This window comes from Chloracidobacterium sp., assembly GCA_016720705.1.
GTDB lineage: Bacteria > Acidobacteriota > Blastocatellia > Pyrinomonadales > Pyrinomonadaceae > OLB17.
This window is the reverse complement of sequence record JADKKB010000007.1, coordinates 1,928,427-1,955,018: the sequence shown is the minus strand read 5'-3', so window position 1 is coordinate 1,955,018 and position 26,592 is coordinate 1,928,427. Positions and strand designations below refer to the sequence as shown.

The following is a 26,592-nucleotide window of genomic DNA, read 5'->3' as shown; positions in this document are numbered from 1 at the left end:
ATCTTGCTGCAGTTCTCGCCGCCCGCTGAGGCAAACGGTTATTTCGTTCAGTAAGCGGCTGCCCCGGCCTCGGCAACGGCGTGGTCTTGGTCGCCGCCTCCGCCTGATACGCCGATAGCTCCGACGACCTTGCCGTCCTTTTTGAGCGGAATTCCGCCCGCAAAGATCATTACCTTACCGCCGTTCGAAGCGTGGATACCGAAAAACTGATCGCCCGATTGACTGTGCTCGGCGAGGTCTTTGGTCGAAATATCGAAGGCTCGTGACGTCCAGGCCTTCTTGATCGAAATATCAATACTGCCCATCCACGCATTGTCCATTCGAACGAGTGCGACAAGATTGCCGCCCGCATCCGCCACCGCAATATTCATCGGCTGACCGATCTCAACTGCCTTTTTCTCAGCAGCCGCAATTATTCTTCGTGCATCTTCTAGTGTGATCATAGAACTCAATTATCCCTAAAATATTAATTATTATCATCCTATATTTTCATATTTGTTCAAATTTTGGAGGTGGAGGTGGAAGTTGAGAATTGACTGATTTCAATTGTCGGCGTTTTGGAAAGCCGACAACTGTCAGGACTCCAAATGCAGTTAGACAATAGAACGCGAAAACGGGCACGGTCGAGAAAAACACCCTAAACCAAAATGTATCAAGTATCGACGCCATTCCGAAATAGTGATGAAACTTGATCCAGGAATATAAATAAAAGGTGCCAAGTATTGGAGCCAAAATTGGGCCTGGAGCCGGTTCTCCATAAAGCTGCATATCGGCCGCGAAAGTACCGGGGAAAGTATATAAAAGCCCTGCGGCGATGAAGCCGTACGAAATCGGGAATATTAGGCCGAACAGAATAGAAATGATGACCCTTTTAATCACAGACAGTTTTCGTTTACGCGCCCGAAATTGAGATGACGATGTCTCGTTTCTCAAGCTCTGAAACGAACTTTTCCGGGTCGATCGCTTTCTCTTGCGGCGTTGCTCCTCGCGATAAAACATCACCGCGGGCCATCATTTGGGCGATTATGGAGGCGGGGAAGGCGGTGGTTCGCATCATCGCGCTCATTCCGGTGCTCTCGTCGAGTTTATCGACGATATCGTAGCGGAGTTTCCGTTGTGCGCCGTCTTTCGCACCAGCAAAGTCCAGCCGCACAAGCACGTAGTCCGGGCCATCGGCGGGAAGATGTTTTTGCAGGAGCTCGGCGAAAACCTTTCGCGGCGTTGTGCTGACAAAATCGGCGACGATCTCGTCGCTCGAGCAGAGGCCGAGGTCGATCATTGTCTTAAATTTATCGCAGTGCCCGGCGTAGCGGATTGTTTTATAGTCGAGTTCCCTAATCTTGCCGAGAAATGTATCGGGCAGTGTCGATGTGCCGCCGGACGTTTGAAAAGCCTCGAGCGGCGGAAAGCCGTCGAATGAGAGACTTTCGAGTTCAGTCATCGACTCGACCTCGACGATCTTGCCGTCGCGTATGACGCGCGCCGACTCGATGTATTCGTTGATCAGGCCTTCGACCGAAAAGACAAGTTGGTAATTTAGTGGCGGTTGCGCGTTCTGCGGCAGTCCGCCGACGCGAATGTGGATCTCGTCGACCGAGTCAAATCTCGCCGCACCGTGCATCGCAAGTATTGACACCATTCCGGGAGCCAGGCCGCAATCAGGAATGACATTGACGCCGGCGGCCTTGGCGGCCGCATCAAGAGCAAGCTGTTCGTCGACGATGTAGTTATTGCCGCCGAGATCGCAAAAGTTAGCTCCGGTGGCGATCGCCGCCCTCGAAAGCGAAACGTTGTACCAATAATTGACGCACGATATCACGGAGTCGTGGCCGGCCATCAAACGAGCGACGTCGGATTCGTTTGAGGCGTCGATGTGATGCGGCGTGACGCGTGCGGGATCGACCGCGTCGGCGACCGCGTCGGCCTTTTTCAGATCAAAATCGGCAACCGTGACGCTCTCGACGTCCGGCGAATTGTTTATTAGATCAAAAACGGCGCCGTGTCCCATTCGTCCGGCGCCGAGTATTAAGATTTTCATATCAGTTTAGTTCTACCACTCATCGAGCGGTTCAGGTTGCTCCGATGCGATGATCGCCCCGGCGACTTCCCACACCTTCTTTTTCCAGATCCGCATCCCGTCCGTGAGTTGTAATGCGACTTGCGGATGTGATGCGTTGCGCTCAAGCCTGATGACCTGAGCGGTCACCGAGACTTCGTCCTCGGGATTTTCGGTCACGGTCAGACTGACCTTACCGCCGACTAACGGTAGATTACGCGGAAGGTAGACCAGGGTGCCCTGCGGCCCGACATTTTCGGTCAGACCGTCCTGAGTGATCTCTTTGCCCTCCGAGTTTTTCCATCGGACACGAACCGGAAATGAGATCATATGGCGGCCGCCATAGCGTCTGTCATCCATAATTATTCCTCTAAGTCTCGAGCCTAGTTCACACCCCTTTCAGACTAGGAATATACGCGAAAACACTATAAAAAGTCTATCTAAAATAAAAAAAGTTAACAGACGTAAGCCCCTTGTATTTCAGCAATTGCATATAACATAAGGGCTTGCGGCTTTTTGGTCGGTAGACAATAGCTTACAAAAGCGCTATTCTCCAAATACGTTTCGATCCAAGTGATACGAGAACAGGTGGAAATACGTCCACCGAAACAGTCTTCGTTAAAAGCGAATAGTGGCTGATGACCCAAATCTCAGACACTATTTTTGCGTTTAAGCGGAGTCGCTAAATTTGGAGAACACTGAATGAAGAATCTCTTTAGAGGAGGCGCGGTTCTGTTGCTACTTAGTTTGTTCGTAGTATTTATCTACGCACAAACGTCGCCGGAATCAACACTCGCCAATGCGAATGTTTTGCAGCCTACAATTAAAAGTACAATTTCAATTGATAATAATTTAATTTTAGAAGATCAGATAATTAATCAGCAGTCATTTAATCAGCAGGACGATAGAAAAAAATTAGTTAAAAAGACCGTATCGGTCACCGCAGCAGGTGCGGGAGCAAGTAAGGGAGCATTTTCCGCTACGGCTTATTGCCTGCAGGGAAAAACAGCAATGGGTCACGGCGTTCGTCGAGGTATCATTGCTGCGGACCCGAGATTTTTGAAACTTGGATCGCGTGTCACTATCAGTGCAGGCCCCTGGAGCGGAACGTACCTCGTTTCCGACACCGGCGGTGCGATCAAGGGCAAAAAGATCGATATCTGGGTACCCAGTTGCTCTGAGGCTCGAAAGTTCGGACGCCGTGGCGTCGAGATCTTTTCGGCTCAGTAGTATTTACTCAATTCAATACATTAACGCCCCGATCGATCGGGGCGTTTTTGCTTTTTTGGCGTGTCGCCGCGGTCATCTGATCTGGGGCTTGTAACTGGCGGCGTGGACACTCTCGCGTCGCGGAAAGTGTAGGGTGGTGCCGACGATCCCGATAGCCGAAAAAACAAAGAAATATTGATACCCGAATACGGCCCCGAGTATCAGGCCAAATAACGAGGCAGACTCGGTAAGTGCACACCCGATGATCATCGCGGTCTGAACCAGACCGACATTTTGCTCCGCCACGGCTTGGGCAAGATACTTTTTACGAAGGCCGATGGACACCAGGATATTTGTGATCGAGATAAACCCAAGTGCCGCGACGATAGCCGCGTTGTCACCAAGCAACGGTTGCATAAAGTCGAATCTGAAAAGTTCAGGCTTGGTGAAATAAAGGATTACGACAAACAGAAATTGCGAGACGAACAAGGACAACCATATTATCAGCGATGTTGTATATAACTGTTCGGGATTCGGTTTATTATCTTCCATTCTATTCAACGGTATCGGGCTTTATTTCCAACATTGCCGTGCTATTCCGTCGCATCCAATTCCTCTTCTAAAAGCTGCCGCTCGTAGAGGTCAGCGTATTCGCCGCCGAGGACGAGGAGTTGATCGTGGGTGCCGCGCTCGATGATCCGGCCGTGATCGAGGACACAGATCAGGTCGGCATCGCGAATGGTGGAAACGCGGTGCGAGACGATCAGCGTGGTCCGGCCCGTCCGGACTTTGCGCAAGTTGTGCAATATCGTTTCTTCGGTGTAGGTATCGACCGCCGAGAGCGAGTCATCGAGTATCAATATCCTTGGTTCGCGCATTACGGCACGGGCAATGGCGGTTCGCTGTTTTTGCCCGCCCGAGAGCGTTATACCGCGTTCGCCGACAAGTTGCTCATAGCCGCCCGGAAATTCAGATATATCGTCGGCGAGACCCGCAATGCGGGCAGCGTCTTCGACGGTCATCGAACCGCTTCGCTTCTCTCGCTCCTCGTCGATCCCAAATGCGATGTTGGCGGCAAGTGTGTCGCTGAACAGAAATGTTTCCTGTGGGACAAATCCGATCGATCGGCGAAGTTGGGCGAGCGGATAATCGCGGACCGGAATACCGTCGACAAGTACGCTGCCATCCGGGGCGTCCATCAGGCGTGGGATCAGGCTGACAAGTGTCGATTTGCCGCTGCCGGTCCGGCCGACGAGAGCGATCGTCTTACCGGACTCGATCTGGAGGTCGATATTCTGCAGCACCGGTTTTCCGTTGTAAGCAAAGTTCAGATCGCGAAATTCGATAGTGCCGCGGATCTTAGGGCGTTCGGTGACGCCGTCCTGATCCTCGATCGCGGTTTCGGCCTCGAGTATCTCGTTGAATCGCTTGAGGCTGGCAGTGCCGCGTTGGTACAGATTGACCACGTACCCAAGGGCGATGAGGTACCAGATCATCCGCTGCAGATACAGCATCAGGGCCGTAAAATCGCCCGCCGTTATCTCGCCGCTGACGGCCATCGGCACGCCGACCGCAACGATGATCACAAAGCCCAATCCGATGAAAAAGAACAGCAGCGGACGCATTGCTGCCGAATAGTTTACGAGCTGTAGATTGCGGGTAGCATATTCGCGGTTGAGTTCCTGAAATTTTTCGATCTCGGCGTCTTCCTGTGCGTAGGCCCGAACGACTCGGACGCCGGTCAGATTTTCCTGTGCGCGTGCCGTAATGTCGGAGAAAAAGCCTTGTATCTTTTCGAACCGCCGATGGATCTGATCGCCGAGAAACTTGACCGTTAAGCTCACGAGCGGCATTGGGATCAGCAGCAGCAGCGTCAGCTTGACCGAAATATTGAGCATTATCGGCAGAGAGATCGCCAGGGCGAATATCGCCTGAAAACTGTACAGGATCATCGGCCCGACCATCTGCCGGACCGCCGACAGATCGTTGGTCGCACGTGCCATCAGGTCGCCGACACGGTTGTTTTGAAAATACTCGAGCGGCTGACCGACCAGAGATGCGTAAAAATCGCGCCGCATATCAAATTCGATATGCCTCGATGTATTGATCAGCACGCGCCTCTGCAGAAATAGAAAAATACCACTCGCGAGATTGATGCCCAATATCACCAGCGGATAGAAAATGATCTTTTCACGCGTCACGCCGGCCCTTAGGTCATCGATCGCCTGCCCGACCATATACGGGACAAACAGCCCAAACGACATTGAGCACAAAATGAAAAAGATCCCTGCCAGGATCATCCATTTGTACGGCTTGAAGTAGCGGGCAAATTTACGAAGTTGGTCCATTCGATAGTGAATCGTGAGTCAAGGTCACGTTTGTCGATCGACTACAAACGCGTGTATGTCGAAACGGCCGTCGCGATGTGCTTACCGTGCTCATTGACAACGTCGGCCGAGACGGTGAATATCCTTTTGCCGGCCCTTACGACCTTGGCGGTGCAGGTAAATGTGCCGGTGATATGCGGCCGCAGATAGTGGATCGTCAGGTCGATCGTCGCGGTCGCCTCGGCAATGCTGAGCCGCGTCCGTACGGCAAATGCCATCGCCGTATCGATCAGCGTCGCAGTGACGCCGCCGTGCAGTACGCCGCTTGGCTGCCGCAGGTCGTCGCGCATCTCTATACTGATCACCGCAACGTCGCGTTGCAGATCGACCAGCCTCATACCTATGAGTTTTGAAAACGACAGGCTGTGCAGAGCATTTTCGGCAAATGCGCGCATCTCCGGAGTTATCTCAGTAAGTTGGACATTGTCACTCATACTCTACGGTGCTGCTATCAGAATTTTCTTCATATCCTGGATCGGAATTTCCTTGAAATCTTTTGGTATCGCCAGCAGTGTCTCATCGGGCTCAAGCTTAAAGTTAACTAGCTGCACGGTGATGTCCGCCGGACCGGTTCCGGGCGTAGTCTTGAAGATCTCCATCTTGACCGGAATACCGGCCTTTTCGTCAAAACTGACGATCGAGACAAGGTTCTTGCCCGCCTCGCCCCATTTGCGGTATTTGGTCACGCCGCCCTCCGTATCGAGCTTTTCAAATACGGCGTTAGTGCGGCTGTTGATCATACCGTGGGTTATGTCCTCGACCATCTGCGCCCGCTCCTCATAGCCGTGTCCGGATTGGTATTCTGCAAAGCTTTTTGACGCGATCGAGAGGACATAGTCCTTGTCGGTACGGATGGTTGTCACCTGTTTCGGCTCGCCAAAGGCGGTATCGACACGCCATTTACCGCCGTTGCGAACGACCATAAAGTTCTCAACAACGGCACCGCTCGTGACGACTATCTCGGTCTGATATTTTTCGGGTTCAGCGTTTGCGTAGGGCGGTTCTGCCTTTTGTGCATCGGCGGGCGGACCGGAATCGATATCAGCAGGCTTGTTGCCGCCGCAACCTTGAAAAACAACGACCGAAAACGTAAGAATGAGGAGAATTTTTGGTAGATTTGACAATTGCATTAGAGTATTTAAATTCTAACATAACGAAACCAATGGACAAGGACGACACCAACCTAAGGCGGCTGCAGGCAAAGTTCGTACTCGGTGCGGCGGCGATCGCGCCGATATCGCCATTTTTATTTATGCAGGGGTCGATCACGCGGTGGAAGGTCGGTGTGCTGCCTGCCGCCGCCGGACCGCTGACCGGCATCGCAGGCGAAGGCGATGATCCGGCGAGGCTCTATGTCATTGGCGAATCGACGGTCGCCGGCCTTGGTGCCCGCACACACGAACTCGCACTTGCCGGACGCTTCGCCAAGCACCTTAGCGATCATATTAAACGCCCCGTCGAATGGGACGTACTCGGCAAAAACGGCGTGACCGCCCGCCGCACGATCGACGAACTCGTGCCGCATATGCCCGACAAGCAGTTCGATTATATTCTGCTCGGAATCGGCGGTAACGACGTGATGAGGCTCTCTAGCCCACGCCGTTGGCGCGAGGATATGACCGAACTCATCGGCATTATGCGGCGTAAGCACCCGGACGCCGTCATCTTTATCTCCAATTGCCCGATGATCAAGTACACCCACGCGATACCGCCGCCGTCCAAGCAGCTTTTATGGCAGCTATCGCAAATGCACGACGCCAATATCAAGGAATTTACCCGCGATATGGAGCGCGTTTTCTATTATCCGCAACCGGTCGAAGTCAGACTCGATGGATTCTTCGCCGATGGCATTCATCCATCTGAACAGGGTTATAACGATTGGTCCGCGGCGATGATCAAGTTTTTCACCGAAAATTACGAATGGTAGACGCGGACACACTTCGGCAGTTGATCGACGGCCATTTCGAATGGCTTCTGGTCCGCGAAGGCGGCCGTTCGTTTCCGTTGAATTGCGATGAGCTGGATGTCGATGCACGGGATGGCAAAGCTCTCTTTGGGTTTCCGGATGATGCGGGTTTTCACTCTTGGCGGTTGAATGGTTTCCGGCCGGACGGTCACGAGATCGAGCTTGATGTTGCCGGAGCATTTGGCAAAAACCGCGAGACTGTCAGGCTGATACCACGCACAGCGGCCTCGGAACTGACCGCCGAGATCGAACTCGCCCGTTTGCAAAGGGCCAATGAGTTTGGCCGTCTGATAGCTGATAGTTGCCACGGCACAAGGCTCGAACGCGTCGCTCTTAACGCGTATAACGGCCGCATCGCCCAGATCACATTTGTCCGCGATGGCAAACACATTGCCGCGATCGCTGACGTCACCGATAAATTAACCGCTGAAACGATGTCCGCCGCCGCGATGCTCTGGTTTGAAAAACTCGGTGCGCGAAAAAAGAAACCTGTCCTCGATATCTGGATTATTGCCGAACGCCGAGGGGCGCGCAATCTGCAAAAACTACACGCCCTTTTCACAGCACGCTGGAAGAGTGTGATATCGATCGTCGAAGTCTCGCGAAAGGTTGATCCGCCCTTGCTTGTCGAACTGCCCAAACGAAATATCCGCGATCTTTGGCGCGAAAGATCCCGAAAATTAACCCTTCCCGCTAACCCGCAACCGAGCGAAACGGCCGCCGCGATCATCGCTCTGTCGCCCGCCAATATCGATATAGTCTATTCGAAACAGGGCGAAACACTACGATTTTACGGGTTACCGTTTGCCCGGGTGAGGACGATCCTCGGACGCGAACGGACGTGGTTCGGCATCCGCAAAGATCGCCGCATCCTGACATTTGAAAATGCCGACCAGCTTGCGGGACTCGTCGCCGAACTCGAACTCCATCGTTCGCCTGACCCGCCGAACCGCCGCCACGAACTCTATCGTGCCGCTCCCGAGGCGTGGCTCGAATCCATACTTCGCCGCAATATCAAGCTACTTGACGATAATCTGATACTTGCTCCGATCTACAATCAGTTTCGCTCGTCCAACGACAAGATCGACCTGCTCGCCTTACGCAAGGACGGTCGTCTCGTCATTATCGAGCTCAAGACCAAGCCCGATCGTGAGATGATATTTCAAGCCGCCGATTACTGGCGCAAGATCGAACTTCAACGACGCCGTGGCATCCTGGCCGAGGCTGATCTCTTCGGCGGACGGGAGATCCTGGATAAACCGGCTCTCGTTTATGTCGCTGCTCCGGCATTGAGTTTTCATCGCGATCTTGATCTTTTTGCCGCGGCGATTGACCCCGAGATCGAGATCTGGCGGTTCGAACTACACGAGAAATGGCGTGGTGCCGTAAAGGTCGTGGGCCGCCGTTCTCATTCGGAAAGTCATTGATTTCCGCCTCGATCAATGTTAAGTTTGCGATAGGATTCGTCAACATTCAGGAGTTTATTATGGGTTTACACAGCATTCGTGCGTCGTTCGCATCGTTACAGGTTTGTCTGCTCGTCCTCTCGCTTGCGGCGGCACTTCCCGCCCAGACACGGACTCCCAAAACCGTCTTTTCAAATAATACGAGCGTCACGATCAACGCCGTTCCGTCGCTGACGGCACCGACGGCCGCCAGCGTGTACCCTTCTCAGATCACGGTAGGCTCTATGACCGGAACGATAACGCGCGTCGCCGTGACTCTCAATGGTGTCAGCCATCAACGGGTGAATGACCTGGATTTTCTACTCGTTGGGCCGACCGGTGCGAAGTACATTTTCTTGTCAGATGTGGGTGCATCGCTCAATGTCGATGATCGTGTCTGGACTATTGCGGATGACGCAGCCAATACATTGCCACTCGATGCGCAGACCGGCAACTATAAGCCGACCAGCGGCGATGCCGTTGCAGACACGTTCCCCTCGCCCGCTCCTGCCGGGCCGTACAGCCAGCCGAACGCATCGACCTTTGCCTCAGTCTTTAACGGCACCGACCCGAACGGCAACTGGACGCTATACGTCGCCGACGACGCCATTTTCTCTGCCGGCAGCATCAACTCCGGTTGGTCGCTGTCGATCACTACCGATGGGGCACCGGCGTCATTTGCAAACAGCTCATTTATCGGTATTTATGATCAAAATCGACCGGCAACGCCGTACGGAACCCCGATCACCGTTGCCGGACAGGTCGGAGCGATTACCGATATCAATGTGACGCTGAACGGTTTGACCCTTACAAATCCGCAGTCGTCAAGATTTCTGCTCGTCAGCCCGAATGGCCGCAGCCTCGTGCTGATGTCCGGAGCCGGGTCGAGTGCGGCCGTTAACAACGCAAATGTCACCTTCGATGATTCGGCATCGGGGCAAGTCACGATCCCGATCCTCACCGGCAGTTATCGGCCGACCGACAATTCTGGCGGTTCTCATTATTTCCCGGGCCCGGCACCACTGGCACCCTATTATGCCAACAATAGCGGATTGAACATTTTTAACAATTTCAGCCCAAACGGTGAATGGCGGCTATTCATAATGTCCAATTCGACCAGTACATCCGGCACGATCACCGGTGGCTGGAGCATCGACATTACGACGGGCCCGCCACCAACGCTACCGCCTGCGAGTTGTTCGGCGGCGTCGTTTGCTCCGACCAGTTTCCCTGTCGGCATCAATCCGACCAACGTCGCCGTCGCTGACTATAACAACGACGGCAAAGCGGATCTGGCGGTAACCAATCAGGTATCTAATGACGTTTCGATCCTGCTCGGCAACGGCGACGGCACGATGCAGGCGCAGACGCTCCTCAGTGCCGGATCAGGGCCGTACGCGATCGTCGCCGGTAAGTTTAACGCAGACAATAATTTTGACCTCGCCGTCACTAATTCGGGATCAAACACCGTTGCGATCTATCTCGGCAACGGAAACGGGACCTTTGGGGCACCGTTGAGCTTTTTTGTGGGTGCAAGCCCGCTCTCGATCGCCTCGGCCGACTTTAACAACGATTCGAAACAAGACCTCGTTGTTGCCAACTTCGGCAGCTTTTTCTCCGGCACTGTCTCAATTTTGCTGGGAACCGGCACAGGCTCATTTACACCCGGCACCTCGATCCGCACTCGTACGCAACCGTCATTTGTCACGACCGGCAATCTTAACGCGGACGGCAATAAGGACGTGATCGTCGCCAATTTTGGCTCGGACAGCGTCTCGACCTTTTTCGGCAATGGAAACGGTACATTTGTACTCAATCAGAACATCCCGACCGGCACAGGCCCGGTCGCCATCGAACTCGCCGATCTGGGCGGTGACGGTATCGCGGACCTGATCGTCGCAAATTACAACAACGACAGTATCTCGAGTTGCAACGGCAACATTAACGGTTCGTTTACAAACTGCTCGAACAATAATCCGGCCGGCGGATCGAATCCGATCTCGATCGCGGCGGCGGATTTCTTAAACAGCGGGATCAAAACATATGCGACCGCGATGAGCGGGACGAATATTGTCCGTGTTTCATCAAGTAACGTTACTGTGGGCGAAAATCCGAATGCCGTCCGCGTCGCCGATTTTAATACTGATGGCAAGCCCGATATCGTGTCTGTTAATTTTGGGTCGAATGACGTTTCGATAATGCTCAACAGTTGTCAGGTGGCCAAGGGCAACTATTTTGATTTCAGCGGCGATCGCCGGACCGACTTTGCCGTCTATCGATCCAGCAATTCGAATTGGTATGTTTCGTCGCTAAGCTCTACTACTGCGTGGCTAAGGTTTGCACGGCCGACCGACACTCTCGTGCCGGCGGACTATGACGGCGACCGTTTCACTGATTTTGCATTCTATCGGCCCGAAAACGGCCTGTGGTTTGTTGTCGACCGTGCTAACCGGCCGATCTATTTTGCCCAATTCGGCTTGGCAAGCGACATACCCGTGCCCGCCGATTATGACGGCGACGGCAAGGCCGACCTCGCGGTTTGGCGGCCGAGCGACGGCAATTGGTACATTCGGCAGAGCTCGGATAATGCCCTCAGCGTTCGCACTCTCGGTTCAAACGGCGACGTCCCGGTTGCAGCTGATTTTGACGGCGACGGCAAGGACGACACGGCAATATTCCGGGCATCCACGGGCGTTTGGTATATCTGGCGCAGTTCGGATAGCCAGATCTATATCCGCCAATTTGGTATGGCGGGCGATAAGTCGGTGGCTGGCGACTACGATGGTGACGGTAAGGCCGACATCGCGGTCTTCCGTCCGTCAACGGGCGTTTGGTACGTTTTGAAAAGTTCTAATGACGATTTTCTGGCCGTCGCGTGGGGCAGTAGCGGCGATCTGCCGGTAGTCGGCGACTACGAAGGCGACGGACGATTTGATTTTGCCGTTTGGCGCCAGTCCGACGCCACCTGGTACGTCCGCAAAAGCTCGGACGGCGGCGGTATTTATTTTAATTGGGGACTGGCGGGAGATGTGCCGTTGCCGAATGCCTACGTTCGATAGCGCATTCAACCAACGGTATCGGAAACAAATTTATAGCCGATCCCGCGAACGGTCTGGACTATCTTTGGGTCGTTGGGTTGATCCTCGAGATGCTTACGCAGACGGACGATAAAATTATCGATCGCACGCGTATCGGTATCCTCTTGTAACTGCCAAACCTCTTCGAGTATCACCTTGCGCGATACGGCACGGCCTTCGTGTTCGATCAGATAACGGAGCAGCTTGGCCTCCATCAGAGTGATCCGGACGAGTTCGTCGCCGTGGCGGAGTTCGAGATTTCCGAGATCGATCGTACGGCCGTTGACCTTGATAATCGACTCAGACGGCTTTGAGCGGCCCGAGTTTTCGAGCCATTGGCGTCGACGTAGGAGGCCGTTCAACCTTGCCAAAAAGATCTCCAGATCAAATGGTTTTGCCAGATAATCGTCCGTTCCGGCCTCAAATCCGATAAGTACGTCCTCAGGACGTCCACGAGCCGTCAACATCAGTATCGGTGTGTAATCAGAACGCTCACGCATCGTGCGGGCGACGTCAAAACCGTCCACCTTGGGCAGCATTACATCCAGCACGACCGCATCGAACTTCGCGGCCGCCAACCGCTCAAGTGCGATCTCGCCGTCCGCTGCGACCTCTGCCACAAAGCCCTCCGCCTCAAGGTTAAACCGCAGGCCGTCGGCCAGATGTTGTTCGTCCTCAACGATCAGTATTTTCTGCACAATGTTGACCCCACGCTTAGACTTTCTACATCTTATCAGGATGCTGCTCTAAAGACGGGTCTGTTAGTGGACTTTATCACCAAGTATCTCCGCAACGGCCTTTTGCCGATAGTCAAAGATGTAGTCGAGCTCTTTTCGAATAAAGAAATGGATGATGTCGCCCAACGGTTCGAGCGGCAGGCGGTAGCGCACTTCGTCGTGGATAAGGGTTTCATTCGGCGAGATCTCAGTGAAAGTGTGGGTGTGTATCCATTGCGTGTACGGACCTTTTAACTGTTGGTCGACAAACCGGAATGGCGGTTCCCAGGTCGATATCTCGGTTCGCCATTTTATTGGTATTCCGCGCATCCGCAGTTGGTAATCGATCAGCGCACCGCTTTCGATATTGATCGGCTGCGGAGTAATTATCTGAAATTTGAGTTCGGGCGGCGTTATCCGCTCAAGGTTTCCAGCGTCCGCAAAAAAACCGAATGCCTCGGGCCTCGGCAGGGCAAGTGTGATCTCACGCAACAAGATGTGTTCGGCCATAGCTTTTCCTCGACATTATAGCTTTTTGTCGAACGATGTGATTCGTTCACTCGTCTGATTTGGATGCCGGGGTGATTCAAATTTGTGACATTGGTCATATTCTAACGCTTCGCGGGTCGTTAAAATTCGAATAGCACTCTATATTTGACCTATGGCAAAACCTAATAAAAATCCAAAATTCGTATATTTCTTTGGCGGCGGCAAAGCAGAAGGCAATGAATCGATGAAAAACCTTCTGGGCGGAAAGGGTGCGAATCTGGCCGAAATGGCCGGCCACCGCGAACTCCAACTCCCGGTTCCGCCGGGATTTACCGTCACGACCGAGGTTTGCACCTACTTTTACGAAAACCGTAAAAAGTATCCCAAGTCACTCAAGGCTGAGGCTGACGAGGCCTTGCGCAAAATGGAAAAGCTCGCCGGACGTAAGTTTGGCGACGCGAGCGACCCCCTGCTCGTCTCGGTCCGCTCGGGCGCCCGTCGTTCGATGCCCGGGATGATGGAGACCGTGCTTAACATCGGCTTGACTGAGCATACCATCGGCGGCCTCATCGCCCAGGGCGGCGACGAGCGCTTCGCCTACGACGCATACCGCCGTTTGATCATGATGTATGCCGATGTGGTTATGGAAAAGGCGGCCGGCGTCGAGCCGAAGGGCGGTAAAGGCATCCGCAAGCTACTCGACGAAAAGCTGGAAAGCGTCAAGCATCAAAATGGCTATCAGTTTGACACCGATCTGACCGGCGATGACCTTAAGAAATTGGTCGCCGACTACAAAAAGACGATCAAAAAGGTTCTCGGGTCAGAGTTTCCCGATGACCCGGAACAACAGCTTTGGGGCGGCATCAGTGCTGTTTTCAGCAGTTGGAACGGCAAACGGGCGATCGAATACCGCCGCATCGAAAATATCCCAGACGAATGGGGCACGGCCGTTAACATTCAGGCGATGGTCTTCGGCAATATGGGCTCAGATTGCTGCACAGGCGTTGCATTTACCCGCGATCCTGGGTCGGGTGAGAACAAATTTTACGGCGAATATCTCGTCAACGCTCAGGGTGAGGACGTCGTCGCCGGCATCCGGACGCCCGCTCCCGTAAACGAATACTCCAAGAACGATCAGTCGCGTAAATTCACGACTCTCGAAAAGTTGATGCCCGGCCTCTACAAAGAACTCTTTGAATACCAGAAGCGCCTGGAGCGGCACTACAAGGATATGCAGGACATCGAGTTTACGATCGAGCGCGGAAAACTGTATATGCTGCAGTGTCGTGTCGGCAAGCGAAACGGCGTCGCGGCGGTTCGAATGGCGGCGGAAATGTATGCCGAGAAACTGATCGATATCAATACCGCCGTGATGCGCGTCGGCCCCAATCAACTTGTCGAACTTTTGCTGCCGATGCTCGACCCCAAAGCTGAGCTTGTCACCAAACCGATCGCCAAGGGATTGCCCGCCGGTCCCGGCGGTGCTCTCGGCCGCGTTGTTTTCTCATCTGCTGACGCCGTCATTTGGGCTCAAAAGGGCGAAAAGGTGATCCTCGTTCGCGAAGAGACCTCGCCTGAGGATGTCGATGGAATGCACAAGTCGCAGGCGATCCTCACCACCAAGGGTGGAATGACATCGCACGCTGCTCTGGTCGCTCGCGGTTGGGGCAAATGCTGTATCGTCGGTTGCGGCGATATCGAGATCAATCGAGAGTCCGCCACATTCAAGACCCACGACGGCACCGTCATTCGCGAGGGCGACTGGCTCAGCCTCAATGGCACCAAGGGACTGGTTTACGAGGGCATAATGCCGCTCGTCGCCATCGACCTCGACAAAAACCGATCGTACACACAGCTAATGAAGCTCGTGGACAAGGTCAAGGTACTTGGGGTTCGGGCCAATGCCGAAACGCCCGAGGATGCCAAGCAGGCGATGAAATTCGGAGCCGAGGGCATAGGACTTTTCCGCACAGAACATATGTTCTACGGTGAGGGCGGCGAGGAACCGCTGTTCCACTTGCGGCGAATGATCGTCGCAAAGGAAGAGAAAGAACGCCGTGCAGCTCTCAATCAGCTCGCGAAATACGTCAAAAAGGACATCAAGGATACGCTCAAGGTGATGAAGGGCTTGCCGGTCACGATCCGACTGCTTGACCCGCCGCTGCACGAATTTGTCCCGCACGATAAAGCCAAGCTACAGGAACTCAGCAAGGTACTCGGCATCAGTATGAGCGTACTTAAACGCCGCGTGATCGCCCTGCACGAAAACAATCCGATGCTCGGTCATCGCGGCGTCCGTCTCGGCATTAGCTATCCGGAGATAACCGAGATGCAGGTCCGAGCCATATTTGAGGCGGCTGCCGAACTGATCAAAGCGGGCCAAAAAGCTCTGCCCGAGATAATGATCCCGGTCACCTGCACCTTTAATGAGCTCTCACACCAAAAGCTGATCGTGGACCGCGTGTATAAAGAAGTTTGCGAAAAGCTGAAGATCAAGAAGATACCCTATCTATACGGTACGATGATCGAAACGCCAAGGGCCGCGATCCGCGCCGGACTTATGGCAAAGGTGGCTGACTTTTTCAGCTACGGCACTAATGATCTAACGCAGATGAGTTTCGGCTTTAGCCGGGACGATATCGGCGGATTTCTGCCGAAATATCTCGATCTCGGCATTCTGCCGTACGATCCTTTCCAGACGATCGACACCGATGGCATCGGCGAATTGATCCGGATGGGCATCGATCGCGGGCGTGAAGAAAAGCCAAATCTAAAGGTCGGCATCTGCGGCGAGCACGGCGGCGATCCGGACAGCGTAATGTTCTGTCACAAACTTGGTATGAACTACGTCAGTTGTTCACCATTCCGTGTACCGATCGCCCGTTTGGCGGCAGCCCAGGCAGCGATCACGTTGTAGGTCGTCGGTCGTGAGAGCCGTCTAAAATATGTTTTCCTCGTCCTTTTGCGGAAATAGTCGCAGGATGCTGTAGGTCAAAAATCCGACCGGCCCGAGCGTAAACGTCAGCACTAGACAGGGTATCACCCAAAGGTGTGAGACGTTGCGCTCGTGCGCGTCCTTGACCTCCCAGGCTCCGACAAAAAGGTCAAAGGCGAGATAATGTATCCAACCGGCGAGCACGGCCCACTCGTTTGAAAATAGCTTCATCACGTCGGCCAGCGAGCCAAATCCGCCCTCGGCCTTTCCGAAATAAAGCACCATTATGATGGTGTATGCGACCGCGAGCAGCAGCGGGATCCCGCCTGACAGCACGATCATCCGCGTGTATTTCCAACGCGGCATAATGGCGATGAGCAGCCAACCGGCTACCGCGATGAGATTGACTGTGGTAAAGATCGATTCAGGTGACATTATTTAACTAGTTTACTATCAGGTCTAAGAAAACGCTGTGCTTATCTCAATTGCCGTCGGCACGCGTCTCGATACGGTCCTGCAGTTCACGCGGCAGTGTGCGGAAAAGATCAATGCCTGCATTTTCCTCGATCGCACGGACGGTTGTACGGTATTTTTGCCAATGGTCATTCTCAATACCATCGATATTGGGCATATCGACAGCGATAACGCGAGTGATATTTGTGATCGTGTCGATAATTTGTCCTCGCGGATAAACGACTATCACCTTCCAGCAATTGGTCGGTGCGATCAGTTTGCCCTTGATCCGCTGTTGCTCGCCATACACACCCGAGATCGTGTACAGCTCACTGCCGTTTCGCACCAATCCGCGGGCGTATGACTCAAGTTCGTTCCACGCAAATTGATTGAGGTCGCCGGCCTGCGGCACGATATTTGTGAGGTAGAACGTCTCCGCATTTTGCTCACGACTGCCAAACCGGTCAGCACTCGGCAGAAGATGGCCACGGTCGTAACCGCTACCCGAATAGTCGTAGTAGCCGATACGGCGAAACCCTTTCGGCAATGCCGGGTCCGGCTCAAACATCGGCCGGGAGATCGAGTCGCCGAGGTCACCAGGCCGCGTTCGCCACGCGACCCAATTGGCAGTTCCGCGGCTATCGTTATACGAGGTCACCACCGATCCGCGCACGATCAGGTAATTTTCCTTGTTTGCCGGATCCGGGGTTGCACCCGACGGATTGCCGAATGGCAGCAGATCGATCTTTGGCGTCGACGACGCTATCGGAGCAGTCGGTGGGGTTTCGGTTGCCGGTCGCTGATACACATAGCCGCATCCGGCGGCGGTCATCCACGTGAGCGACAACGCCAAAACTAATGAAATTCGACAGAGAAACGTCATCCGGCTTTCCTGTCTGAGAGTTTAGCAAAGTTGCCGGATAAGCACATTCGCGACATTTACGGTAAAATGAAAGTCTGTGACCGAAAAGATACACATTACAGGCCTAAAGCCCGCTGAGCTCGTCGATCTGGCGGCAAATTTCGGCGAGCCGCGATACCGAGCCAATCAGATATTCAAGGCCATCCACGAGCGGCGCTTGCGTTCATTCGATGAGGTCACCGATCTGCCCAAAAAACTCCGCGAAAAGCTCGACGCGATCGCCGACATCTCGCGCCTGACCGTGACGGCTAAGTACGTTTCAGTGGACGGCACTCGGCGGTATCTGCTTAAAACACCCGACGGTTATCCGGTCGAAACCGTCTTTATCCCGACTGAGAATCGCGACACCATCTGCTTTTCGTCGCAATCGGGCTGCCCGCTCAAATGTGATTTCTGCCTGACGGCAAAGCTCGGCCTGCTGCGTAATCTGACCGTCGGCGAGATCGTCGAACAGATCATCATCGTCCTCAACGACGTTTACGGCGTCGGCGGCGAGACCCCGCACGGCACCAATCTGGTCGGAATGGGCGCCGGCGAACCTTTTCTCAACTTCGAAAATCTCATCGCCGCACTTGAGATAATGGCCGACGAAAACGGCCTGTTCATCGTGCCCAATCGCGTGACGATATCCACGGCCGGGATCGTGCCGAAGATACACGAGTTTGCGGCGCTTGAAAACCGGCCGCATCTGGCGATCTCGCTCTCATCGGCCCGCGACGAGCTTCGCGATAAGCTGATGCCGATCAACAAACGATGGAACCTCGACGAACTGATGTCGGCGGCCAAGGAGTTTGAAGGCTCGCTTCGCCGCGGCGAACGGTTCACCTTCGAATACGTTATGCTCGGCGGGGTCAATGATTCGGCGGCCGACGCCTATGAGCTTGCCCGCCTGCTTGATCGCTATCAACTGTCAAGGGTCAAGATCAATCTGATCCCGCATAACGGAGCCGAGCAACTCGATTACAAAACATCGACGCCCGAGAGTGTCGATCGATTTAAGAGCGTTTTAGAATCTCGCGGCATATCGGCATACGTTCGGCAGCCTCGCGGTCGAGATATTTACGCCGCTTGCGGCCAGCTTGCGGCGATGGACGAACAACCTGGAAAGGTCGAAAATGGTAAGGTCGAGACCGCCGGAGCCGAATAGTTCGGGTTCGCACTTTACCGCACATTATATATGGAACTGCTGATCCCCGGACTTATTCTCGTTGCCCTTATGGTCTATGCATCGACCCGGATCAAACGCGTCGCGGCTGAGGCGTTTGAGGCTGAGACGGTCGAGACAGAGTGGTTTTCGATCGAAAAGCCCGAGGGATTTCTAAATGTTATCGGTCCGCCGGACGGACTCGAATTCAAGTCATACTCCAAAGATTTCGGCGCCGGTGAGGCCGCCGAGTTTAAGGCCGCGAGGCTCGAGGCCCGCGTTTATCGCAAACGCAATTTGAAATACGCGGTCGGAGCTCTTCGCGAGGCGGTCAAGGTCATATCCGAAACGCCCGAGGTGATCGACGGCCGCAAGTACGTGCTGCTCGAGGCCGAGGTGGTCGAAAAGGGCATCGGATTTCGCGAGATCTACAAACTTGCCGAAAAGGACGGCAACGTGGTCGAATTAAAGGCGACGTCACTCGAATCGATCGACGAGGCTCTCCTCGGCAAACTCGATCTGATGATCACGTCATTCGTCGTAAAATAGTTATATCAAGCATTAAGATATGAGAATCAAAAACCTTAGTTTTGCGTTATTACTGTCGGCGGCCGCGGCCGTCTTTGCTCAGACCAATGCCCAGTCGGTCAGCGGATCGATCGCGGGCGGTGCTGTCACTCGCGGCAAGTCGGCCCGTGCGACGGTCGTGCTCAGCATTCCGGGCGGATTGCACGTCAACTCGAACCGGCCGAACAGCGAATATGCGGTTGCGACCGTGGTCCGTGCGACATCGCCGGGAGCAAAGATCGGGCCAATCAGTTACCCTCGCGGCAAGAATCGCAAATTTGCGTTTTCTGAAAATACGATCAACGTCTACGACGGCCGCACCTCGTTTGGCTTTAACGTAACGGTTCCGGCGACATTTCGCGGCGACCGCATCTCGGTGCGGGTGACGGTCAAGTATCAGGCGTGTACCGATGAGGTCTGCTATTCGCCCAAGTCCAAAGAAGTTACGCTGACGGCCAAGGTCAAATAGTCGAGCTATCGCCGACCGATAACTGAGAGGAGACGACCGGTTTTGCCGTTCGTCTTTTTCTCTTTTCGGTATGAGAAAAACAGATCGAGCCGCTCCATCGTGCAATATGGTGCAGTGTGGATATTGCTACTGCTGAGCCCCGAGGCGATCAGTTGGTCGCGATTGGCCGCGTGAAGATCGACGAGCGCGTGGCCGGTGCTCGTCGGTGCGAAATACTTTTCGCTGTCGGCAAAATTGGCCGCGAAATCGTCGATCACGTCCTGACCGATCTCGTAGTTTCGCCCGCACGCGGCGGGCCCGATCGCTGCGATCATATCGGCGGGCCGGGCACCGTAAATTTCACTAAGCCGCACGACGGTCTTGGCCGCGATCGACCGCACCGTTCCGCGCCATCCGGCGTGAACGGCGGCAAATGCACCGGTTTTCGGGTCGCCGATCAGGACCGGCACGCAGTCTGCGGTTTTGGCACCGGCCAGAACGCCCGGAATATCAGACAGCACCGCATCCGCATTCTCCTCCGAGTCGCCGATGTCATCGATGCTGCTTATGACTTTCATATCGCTGCCGTGCACCTGCCAGACCATCGCGAGTTTGTATTCGCCGTCGAAAACGCGTAGAAACCTTCGGCGATTCTCGTAGATATTCTCGGCAGAGTCCTCATTAAATCCGGCAAGATTAAGGTCGCCTAAGGGAAACGCCGAGACGCCGCCGAGACGCGTCGAAAAACCATTGGCAAAGCCGGCGGCCTCGAGCGCGGTGCTCACCAGCACCTTTACGCCGTCCCGCTCTCGCCAAACGAATCCGCTTTCGGTTAAACTCGTGTCTTCACTAATGATCATCTCAACCGGCATCGACATTGTGGAAGTTTATCGCATACGCGAGACGTTGGAAAGAACGCCGCGGTTTGCCGTGCGTGTCTATACCGACGCGGAACGCGCGTATTGCGACAGCAAAGGCGTCGCTGCGGCCCAGTCGTACGCGGCACGTTTTGCGGCCAAAGAAGCTTTCCTAAAAGCACTGAAAACCGGTTGGCGAGGCAAACTCGCCTGGCGTGAGATCGAGGTGACACAGTCGGACGAAGGCGCACCCGCGTTCAACATCTCGGGCGAAGCAAAACGCCTGCTCGACGCCTCCGGCACCGACGCCGTTCACCTTTCCCTCTCGCACACCAGCGACCACGCGATCGCACAGGTCATTTTCGAAAGATCATAGTTACGGTCCGTCCTAAAGGCTCGTTTCAGGGCGGTTCACCCTAGCATTTCCTCGTATCAGCAGTCGATCCACGCAGTTCGTTTCGCAAGCCCGGCAATATCCCAACCGGATCTTGATCGACGCGATCGCCGCAAATACGCCGTGCCAAAATTCGTGCCATAAATCGTGCCATTTTTGAACATTGGGACCACCTGTAACCCATTGCCACCAAAGCATTTGCAGCCATAAATCGTGCCATTTTTACGTTGTGCAAGTAACAACGCTCGCAAAAATGCAACGGCCGAACGACTAAAAAAATGTTCAAGCCAATCATCAATTATATCGCATTTCTCATCTGTCGTACAATATTTTATTTCTGCAACATCAAACATAAAAATAAGCACAAAAATGGCCCGGGTGTTTCCACGCGGGCCGGGGTTACCGTTACCGTTACCGGATATCCTACGAAATAATTCTTGTTATAAGAAGTTACGTATTCTCTTATCTGCTAAGATTTTCCTATGGTATATTAAGCTAAATTATTTTTCAAGCTAATTTAAGGAGAATTCCTATGCCTCACGCAAAAACTGTACTTGGCCTAGATCTCGGCGTCACATCGGTCGGTTGGGCTCTCTTGACGACATCGTTCGACGAAGAAGGGTCGATCATATCACGCGAGATAACCGACGCCGGAGTTCGCATCTTCCCTGCCACAACCGAAGACAAGACGAATGCTCCCAAAAATCACAAGCGACGCACTTCGCGCGGCCAACGTCGATTGGTTATGCGTAAGGCTCAACGCCGTAATGATCTGCGCGCGATGCTGGCAGACAACGGCCTTTTGCCTGCGATCGAATCGGCGACATCGGCCGAGTCATTTCAGGAGTTGGGCGATCCGTACGAGTTGAGAGTACGGGCATTGAGCGAAAAGCTGACTCCGTATGAGATCGGGCGTTCGATCTACCATCTGTCAAAACGGCGCGGATTTCTCAGTAATCGAAAGTCGGGCGACGCAAACGAAGACGGCAAAGTTCTCGGGGGTATCGCGCGGATTCGCGAAGAGTTAGCGTCGGGCAATTTCAAAACTATCGGCCAACTCCTCAGCACCAAAGAAAAGAAGCGAAAGCACTTTACCCATCGGGCGATGACCGAGGACGAATTCGAATCTATTTGGTCGACACAATCCGCATTTGATCCGACATTGCTTACGGACGATCTAAAAATGCGTGTAAAGAACACGATCTTTTATCAGCGCCCGCTACGGTCCCAACGTGGTCTGATAGGCAAATGTTCTTTCGAAACTGACAAGAAACGCTGCGACCTCGCTCGGCAGGAAGCCCAGCGGTTTCGGTATTGGCAGGACCTTAACAATCTACAGATACAAAATCGGGCCACGCTAAATTGGCGGATATTGAAAGATGTCGAAAAGGAACTGCTTGTTAAGGAACTCGAAAACATCGAAGTTCTTAAATATGAGAAATTGCGAAAGGTTCTGAAATTGGATGATGACGTCAGGATCAATCTCGAAGCCAACGACAAGAAGATCAAGGGCAATTCGACCGCATATCAGTTCCGAAAAGCGCTAAAGAAAACTGATAAGCCGTGGGATGACTTTACCGCAGAACAACAGGATCGCCTTATCGAAGAACTATTTCGGATCGACAATGAGCTTGCTCTAAAGCGAAGACTGAGCGAACACTGGCAGTTTGACGATGAGCAGATCCACAAACTCGAAGGTGTTTGGCACAAACTCGAAGATGGCTACAGCCGTTTGTCGCTCAAGGCGATCAGGAAAGTGTTGCCATTGATGATGGCAGGAAAGCGGTATGACGAGGCCGCTTCCGAGGCTTACGGCGACCATCGAAAGACGTTTGGGGCTGGAAACAGCCTGAAACTCCAACTGCCGCCCAAAGACCTGCGCAATCCGATCGTTTTTAAGGCACTGTGCGAAGTTCGCAAGGTGGTCAACGCGATAATTCGTAAACATAAATTGCCTGATGAGATCAGGCTCGAAATGGCACGTGATCTGAAACTGACCAAGATTCAGAAAGAACGATCGATGAAGCAGCAGAATGAAAACAAGCGCATCAATGTGCAGGCCGAGGAATTTTTCAAACAAAAATTCAACCTCGAGAATGTGTCATCGACCGATAAATTGAAATATCGGCTTTGGAAAGAGTCCGGTGAACGATGTCCGTATACCGGTAAAAACATCCCGCCCGAATCGCTGTTGGACGACGGACTTGTCGATATCGAGCATATTATCCCGTACAGCAAGTGCTTTGACGATTCGTATATGAACAAGACGATCTGCGACGCCAAGTTCAATCGCGAGGTCAAGCGAAATCAGGCTCCGGGTGAGATCTACGACCGCGAAAGCCAGCAATTTTTTGAGTTGATGGAGAGGGTAAAAATGCTGCCGTCGCCGAAGGTCCGAAAATTTGAACAGTCCAAGGAGGAACTCGCACAGACGGACTGGGCCGGACGGCAGTTGTCCGACACTCGTTATATCTGCAAAGAAGTTCGCGGATACCTTCGTCAGCTTTATCCGTACAGCCCCGATGAGAGCAAATATGTACAGGTCGTCGCGGGTGGCGCAACGGCCAATCTGCGTCACGTCTGGCACATCAACGCAATACTGTCTGACGGTGACATTGAGGTTAAAAACAGAACTGATCACCGTCACCACGCCGTCGATGCGATCGTCATCGCACTGACCGATCGATGGTTGTATCAGTACATTTCCAAATTGGCGGGACGTAACCGTGAATTGATGAAGCGTAAGCTGTCGGGCTTTGAATTGCCGTGGGAGAGTTTCCTGAGCGATGTCGAGGATGCGTTAAATTCGATCGTGATCTCACACGCTCCGACACGGCGGATCAGGGGCCAGTTCGTCGAGGAAACAGCATACGGACCCACCGTCACCCCGGGCGTTTATGTGACCAAAAAGGAGCTGTCATCAATGACTCCCAAAATGGTCGAGAATATCATTGACGAAACGATCAAGGAACTCGTCAAGGCCAGACTGTCAGCATTTGACGGCGATTTTAAGAAAGCATTCGGCGACGAGACAAACCCGTTGCTGCACTCGGACGGCAAGACACCCATTCGCAAAACACGAATTTACGTCAAGATGTCACCGGACACATTGGTTCCTATCCGCGACACGAGCGGAAAGGAATATAAGTACTATCCACTCGCCGGCAATCACCACGTTCGTATCTACGAAAACACTCTGACCGAAGATCGCAAGGCCGTTCTCGTTCCGCGATTTTATGCCGCACAACGGAGCTGGAAACCTGCTGATCTCGGCCCGGAATGGCGGTTGCTGTTCACCTTGTGCTCTAACGACTATGTCGAGTTTTTGGGAGACGACGGTCGATTAAGAGTTTATCGGGTTCAGAAGATGTCAGGCGGGCAGAATTGGCAAGTTCAACTTCGCCCTTTGGAAGATACGAGAGCAGGATACATTCCAGGAATTACCGTTGTGATGACTGGATCCAACGCTTTAAGGAAAATTACTCGTAAACTTCAGGTCGATCCGCTTGGGCATCTTACCCAAGCTAATGATTAAACGAACGGTTGAGATATCGACACACGGCTGTTATGTCCATTCGCGGCACAAGCAGTTGGTAATTGAGAAGGACGCGGAGACACTCGGGCAAGTGCCGATCGAGGATCTCGGCGTCCTTATTATTGATAGCCCACAGGTCACGATATCATCGGGGCTGATCGCGTACCTTGCCGAGGCAAATGTCGCTCTGATCTTTACCGATGCCAAGCACTTGCCCGCATCGGTTTCGGTGCCGTTCTCAGGGCACTCAACCCAAAGCAAGATACTGCGGCAACAGGTCGCTATCTCGGCTCCGCAAAAAAAGCGTCTGTGGGCCGACGTCATCTCTAAAAAGATCGCCAATCAGGCTCGTTCGCTAACCTTGGCAGGAAAGGACGCCTCGACTCTGACCGAGATCTCAAAACGCGTGCCGAGCGGCGACCCCAAAAATCTCGAGGCATATGCCGCAAGGCTCTATTGGCAAAAACTGTTTGGCAGCGAGTTTCGCCGTGACCGCGAGGCGGATGATGCCAACAAATTGCTTAATTACGGCTACGCCGTGATGCGGGCGTCGATGGCGAGGGCGATCGTCGCCACGGGCCTCCACCCGGCATTCGGCATACATCACAATAATCAATACAATCCGATGCCGCTTGCCGATGACCTGATGGAACCGCTTCGACCCTTCATCGACGCCCGCGTATGGCAGATAGAGCAAGAGATGCAAAAGGAACCCGACGGCTCCGAACCCAAATTTATGTTGGACACGGCGGTCAAGGCAGACCTGCTCCGGGTACTCGGTGAAGATTGCGTTTTTGACAAGCGCCGAATGCCTCTGCTGATCGCGATCGGCCTCTTTGCCGCCTCGGTCAAGCAAGTATTTGCCCGCGAAGCGGAAAGGCCGCTGATACCGCAATTATGAATTTTTTTGGAGGGCTTGACACAGTGTGGATGGTTGTAATGTTTGATCTGCCGACCGATACCAAGCTTGCGCGAAAGCGGTATGCAATTTTTCGCAAGTCTCTGCTCAAGGACGGGTTTACGATGATGCAATTCTCGGTTTACGGTCGACATTGTGCCAGCGACGAAAACGCCGATGTCCACGAAAAGCGGGTGACGTGGGCGTTGCCGGAGAAAGGAAATGTCCGTATACTTAGAGTTACCGAAAAGCAGTTTGCCCGAATGAAGACATTTTATGGAAAAATGCCCCGCAAAACCGAAGAACCGCCGCTTCAACTCAGTTTTTTCTGAGTATCAGCAACGGTTTCCCCAATTTCACCAACACTTTACGGCCGGTGTATTTTAGCAGATAAGAGAATCGTCACAACTCACAACTGGTTACTGATTAGTAACCCTGGTCACTGATTTTAGCAGATAAGAGAATCGTCACAACTCACAACAGTTTAGAAATTTTAGCAGATAAGAGAATCGTCACAACTCACAACAGGTCGATCGTCGTCTGCTGCCAGTCGAGATTTTAGCAGATAAGAGAATCGTCACAACTCACAACCCGTGTTCCACTCAAGTCCTTGACTGGTTCGAATTTTAGCAGATAAGAGAATCGTCACAACTCACAACGAATGGACGGGTGCTTGACGCAGAAACGATATTTATTTTAGCAGATAAGAGAATCGTCACAACTCACAACCCGCCCGATCGCGGCGGCGTCATTATTCAGATTTTAGCAGATAAGAGAATCGTCACAACTCACAACCGAAGAGACGCCGGGCCGCGTGGCGTGGGCATTTTAGCAGATAAGAGAATCGTCACAACTCACAACGGGCACTAGGTTGGGCGGACCTTGCCGAAATTTTAGCAGATAAGAGAATCGTCACAACTCACAACTTATGCTCGACCATCCATTCGATGATCGTGATTTTAGCAGATAAGAGAATCGTCACAACTCACAACTACAAAACATCGGAGGCGTCGGTGGTGCCATTTTAGCAGATAAGAGAATCGTCACAACTCACAACCGTGAAGTTGCCGGATTCGTCAGCCAGGCAATTTTAG

The 26,592-nt window shown here is 53.3% G+C and carries 25 protein-coding genes and 1 CRISPR repeat array (1 of these 26 cut by a window edge); of the genes, 12 read left to right on the top strand and 13 right to left on the bottom strand.

Annotation, left to right across the window (positions count from 1 at the left end):
* Positions 1–47: 47 nt before the first annotated feature.
* From IPQ00_15920 to IPQ00_15910, 3 genes are all read right to left on the bottom strand, one after another.
* Entirely contained in the window at positions 48–443 is a 396-nt protein-coding gene (locus tag IPQ00_15920) for a heme-binding protein (protein ID MBL0242052.1), read from the bottom strand.
* Positions 444–892: 449 nt separating this feature from the next.
* Positions 893–2,038, bottom strand: a complete 1,146-nt coding sequence (locus IPQ00_15915; GenBank protein ID MBL0242051.1) for a saccharopine dehydrogenase NADP-binding domain-containing protein — start codon at positions 2,036–2,038, stop codon at positions 893–895.
* A gap of 12 nt (positions 2,039–2,050) precedes the next feature.
* Positions 2,051–2,416 carry a PilZ domain-containing protein gene (locus IPQ00_15910; GenBank protein ID MBL0242050.1) on the bottom strand — a complete coding sequence of 122 codons (366 nt, stop codon included), beginning with the start codon at positions 2,414–2,416 and terminating at the stop codon, positions 2,051–2,053.
* A gap of 342 nt (positions 2,417–2,758) precedes the next feature.
* Here IPQ00_15910 and IPQ00_15905 point away from each other — a divergent pair, with 342 nt between their 5' ends.
* Complete coding sequence (locus IPQ00_15905) at positions 2,759–3,286, top strand: 3D domain-containing protein (protein MBL0242049.1); 528 nt, start codon at positions 2,759–2,761, stop codon at positions 3,284–3,286.
* A gap of 72 nt (positions 3,287–3,358) precedes the next feature.
* On the opposite strand, the gene IPQ00_15900 is transcribed toward IPQ00_15905, so the two are convergent.
* Genes IPQ00_15900 through IPQ00_15885 form a run of 4 tightly spaced genes read right to left on the bottom strand, consistent with a single transcriptional unit; the run spans position 3,359 to position 6,782 of the window.
* On the bottom strand, positions 3,359–3,817 hold the full coding sequence (locus tag IPQ00_15900) for a hypothetical protein (protein MBL0242048.1): 459 nt from the start codon (positions 3,815–3,817) through the stop codon (positions 3,359–3,361).
* Between the two features lie 41 nt (positions 3,818–3,858).
* Positions 3,859–5,613, bottom strand: a complete 1,755-nt coding sequence (locus IPQ00_15895) for an ABC transporter ATP-binding protein (protein MBL0242047.1) — start codon at positions 5,611–5,613, stop codon at positions 3,859–3,861.
* A gap of 41 nt (positions 5,614–5,654) precedes the next feature.
* Entirely contained in the window at positions 5,655–6,086 is a 432-nt protein-coding gene (locus IPQ00_15890) for a PaaI family thioesterase (GenBank protein ID MBL0242046.1), read from the bottom strand.
* Positions 6,087–6,089: 3 nt separating this feature from the next.
* Entirely contained in the window at positions 6,090–6,782 is a 693-nt protein-coding gene (locus IPQ00_15885) for a hypothetical protein (protein ID MBL0242045.1), read from the bottom strand.
* A gap of 32 nt (positions 6,783–6,814) precedes the next feature.
* Between IPQ00_15885 and IPQ00_15880 the strand changes: the two genes are divergently transcribed.
* Genes IPQ00_15880 through IPQ00_15870 form a run of 3 tightly spaced genes read left to right on the top strand, consistent with a single transcriptional unit; the run spans position 6,815 to position 12,122 of the window.
* Entirely contained in the window at positions 6,815–7,579 is a 765-nt protein-coding gene (locus IPQ00_15880) for an SGNH/GDSL hydrolase family protein (protein ID MBL0242044.1), read from the top strand.
* Positions 7,573–9,045 (top strand): hypothetical protein, encoded by a 1,473-nt coding sequence (locus IPQ00_15875; protein MBL0242043.1) that lies wholly within the window; start codon positions 7,573–7,575, stop codon positions 9,043–9,045. Before IPQ00_15880 ends, IPQ00_15875 begins: the two co-directional genes overlap by 7 nt.
* 59 nt (positions 9,046–9,104) lie before the next feature.
* Entirely contained in the window at positions 9,105–12,122 is a 3,018-nt protein-coding gene (locus tag IPQ00_15870) for a VCBS repeat-containing protein (GenBank protein ID MBL0242042.1), read from the top strand.
* Positions 12,123–12,127: 5 nt separating this feature from the next.
* Here the strand turns inward: IPQ00_15870 and IPQ00_15865 are convergent, their stop codons facing one another.
* Together IPQ00_15865 and IPQ00_15860 are read right to left on the bottom strand one after the other, a co-directional pair.
* Entirely contained in the window at positions 12,128–12,838 is a 711-nt protein-coding gene (locus IPQ00_15865) for a response regulator transcription factor (protein ID MBL0242041.1), read from the bottom strand.
* Positions 12,839–12,901: 63 nt separating this feature from the next.
* Positions 12,902–13,366: an SRPBCC family protein gene (locus IPQ00_15860; GenBank protein ID MBL0242040.1), complete on the bottom strand. Its 465-nt coding sequence runs from the start codon at positions 13,364–13,366 to the stop codon at positions 12,902–12,904.
* A gap of 151 nt (positions 13,367–13,517) precedes the next feature.
* Here IPQ00_15860 and IPQ00_15855 point away from each other — a divergent pair, with 151 nt between their 5' ends.
* Positions 13,518–16,262, top strand: coding sequence for a pyruvate, phosphate dikinase (locus tag IPQ00_15855; protein ID MBL0242039.1), 2,745 nt, complete (start codon positions 13,518–13,520; stop codon positions 16,260–16,262).
* A 21-nt stretch (positions 16,263–16,283) separates the two neighbouring features.
* Here the strand turns inward: IPQ00_15855 and IPQ00_15850 are convergent, their stop codons facing one another.
* Together IPQ00_15850 and IPQ00_15845 are read right to left on the bottom strand one after the other, a co-directional pair.
* On the bottom strand, positions 16,284–16,715 hold the full coding sequence (locus IPQ00_15850; protein MBL0242038.1) for a DUF4281 domain-containing protein: 432 nt from the start codon (positions 16,713–16,715) through the stop codon (positions 16,284–16,286).
* Positions 16,716–16,761: 46 nt separating this feature from the next.
* On the bottom strand, positions 16,762–17,616 hold the full coding sequence (locus IPQ00_15845; GenBank protein ID MBL0242037.1) for a DNA/RNA non-specific endonuclease: 855 nt from the start codon (positions 17,614–17,616) through the stop codon (positions 16,762–16,764).
* A gap of 94 nt (positions 17,617–17,710) precedes the next feature.
* On the opposite strand from IPQ00_15845, the gene rlmN reads away from it, so the two are divergent.
* From rlmN to IPQ00_15830, 3 genes are read left to right on the top strand one after another with little or no spacing between them, the layout of a single operon-like run.
* Positions 17,711–18,802 carry a 23S rRNA (adenine(2503)-C(2))-methyltransferase RlmN gene (gene rlmN, locus IPQ00_15840; protein ID MBL0242036.1) on the top strand — a complete coding sequence of 364 codons (1,092 nt, stop codon included), beginning with the start codon at positions 17,711–17,713 and terminating at the stop codon, positions 18,800–18,802.
* A 30-nt stretch (positions 18,803–18,832) separates the two neighbouring features.
* Positions 18,833–19,348, top strand: a complete 516-nt coding sequence (locus IPQ00_15835) for a hypothetical protein (protein ID MBL0242035.1) — start codon at positions 18,833–18,835, stop codon at positions 19,346–19,348.
* Positions 19,349–19,367: 19 nt separating this feature from the next.
* Positions 19,368–19,835: a hypothetical protein gene (locus IPQ00_15830; protein ID MBL0242034.1), complete on the top strand. Its 468-nt coding sequence runs from the start codon at positions 19,368–19,370 to the stop codon at positions 19,833–19,835.
* A gap of 5 nt (positions 19,836–19,840) precedes the next feature.
* On the opposite strand, the gene pgeF is transcribed toward IPQ00_15830, so the two are convergent.
* Positions 19,841–20,674, bottom strand: a complete 834-nt coding sequence (gene pgeF, locus IPQ00_15825; GenBank protein MBL0242033.1) for a peptidoglycan editing factor PgeF — start codon at positions 20,672–20,674, stop codon at positions 19,841–19,843.
* Here pgeF and IPQ00_15820 point away from each other — a divergent pair.
* Entirely contained in the window at positions 20,667–21,047 is a 381-nt protein-coding gene (locus IPQ00_15820; GenBank protein MBL0242032.1) for a holo-ACP synthase, read from the top strand. The two genes, pgeF and IPQ00_15820, sit on opposite strands and share 8 nt — an antisense overlap.
* A 56-nt stretch (positions 21,048–21,103) precedes the next feature.
* Here the strand turns inward: IPQ00_15820 and IPQ00_15815 are convergent, their stop codons facing one another.
* Positions 21,104–21,418 carry a hypothetical protein gene (locus IPQ00_15815; protein MBL0242031.1) on the bottom strand — a complete coding sequence of 105 codons (315 nt, stop codon included), beginning with the start codon at positions 21,416–21,418 and terminating at the stop codon, positions 21,104–21,106.
* Positions 21,419–21,597: 179 nt separating this feature from the next.
* On the opposite strand from IPQ00_15815, the gene cas9 reads away from it, so the two are divergent.
* From cas9 to cas2, 3 genes are read left to right on the top strand one after another with little or no spacing between them, the layout of a single operon-like run.
* Positions 21,598–24,600, top strand: coding sequence for a type II CRISPR RNA-guided endonuclease Cas9 (cas9, locus tag IPQ00_15810; GenBank protein ID MBL0242030.1), 3,003 nt, complete (start codon positions 21,598–21,600; stop codon positions 24,598–24,600).
* A complete protein-coding gene (gene cas1 / locus IPQ00_15805; protein ID MBL0242029.1) occupies positions 24,593–25,501 on the top strand; it encodes a type II CRISPR-associated endonuclease Cas1 in 909 nt (302 codons plus the stop codon). The genes cas9 and cas1 overlap by 8 nt, the downstream gene beginning before the upstream one ends.
* Positions 25,498–25,830 (top strand): CRISPR-associated endonuclease Cas2, encoded by a 333-nt coding sequence (cas2, locus tag IPQ00_15800; protein MBL0242028.1) that lies wholly within the window; start codon positions 25,498–25,500, stop codon positions 25,828–25,830. The genes cas1 and cas2 overlap by 4 nt, the downstream gene beginning before the upstream one ends.
* A 223-nt stretch (positions 25,831–26,053) precedes the next feature.
* Positions 26,054–26,592: a CRISPR direct-repeat array (repeat unit 36 nt; unit sequence ATTTTAGCAGATAAGAGAATCGTCACAACTCACAAC) (it continues 94 nt past the right edge of the window).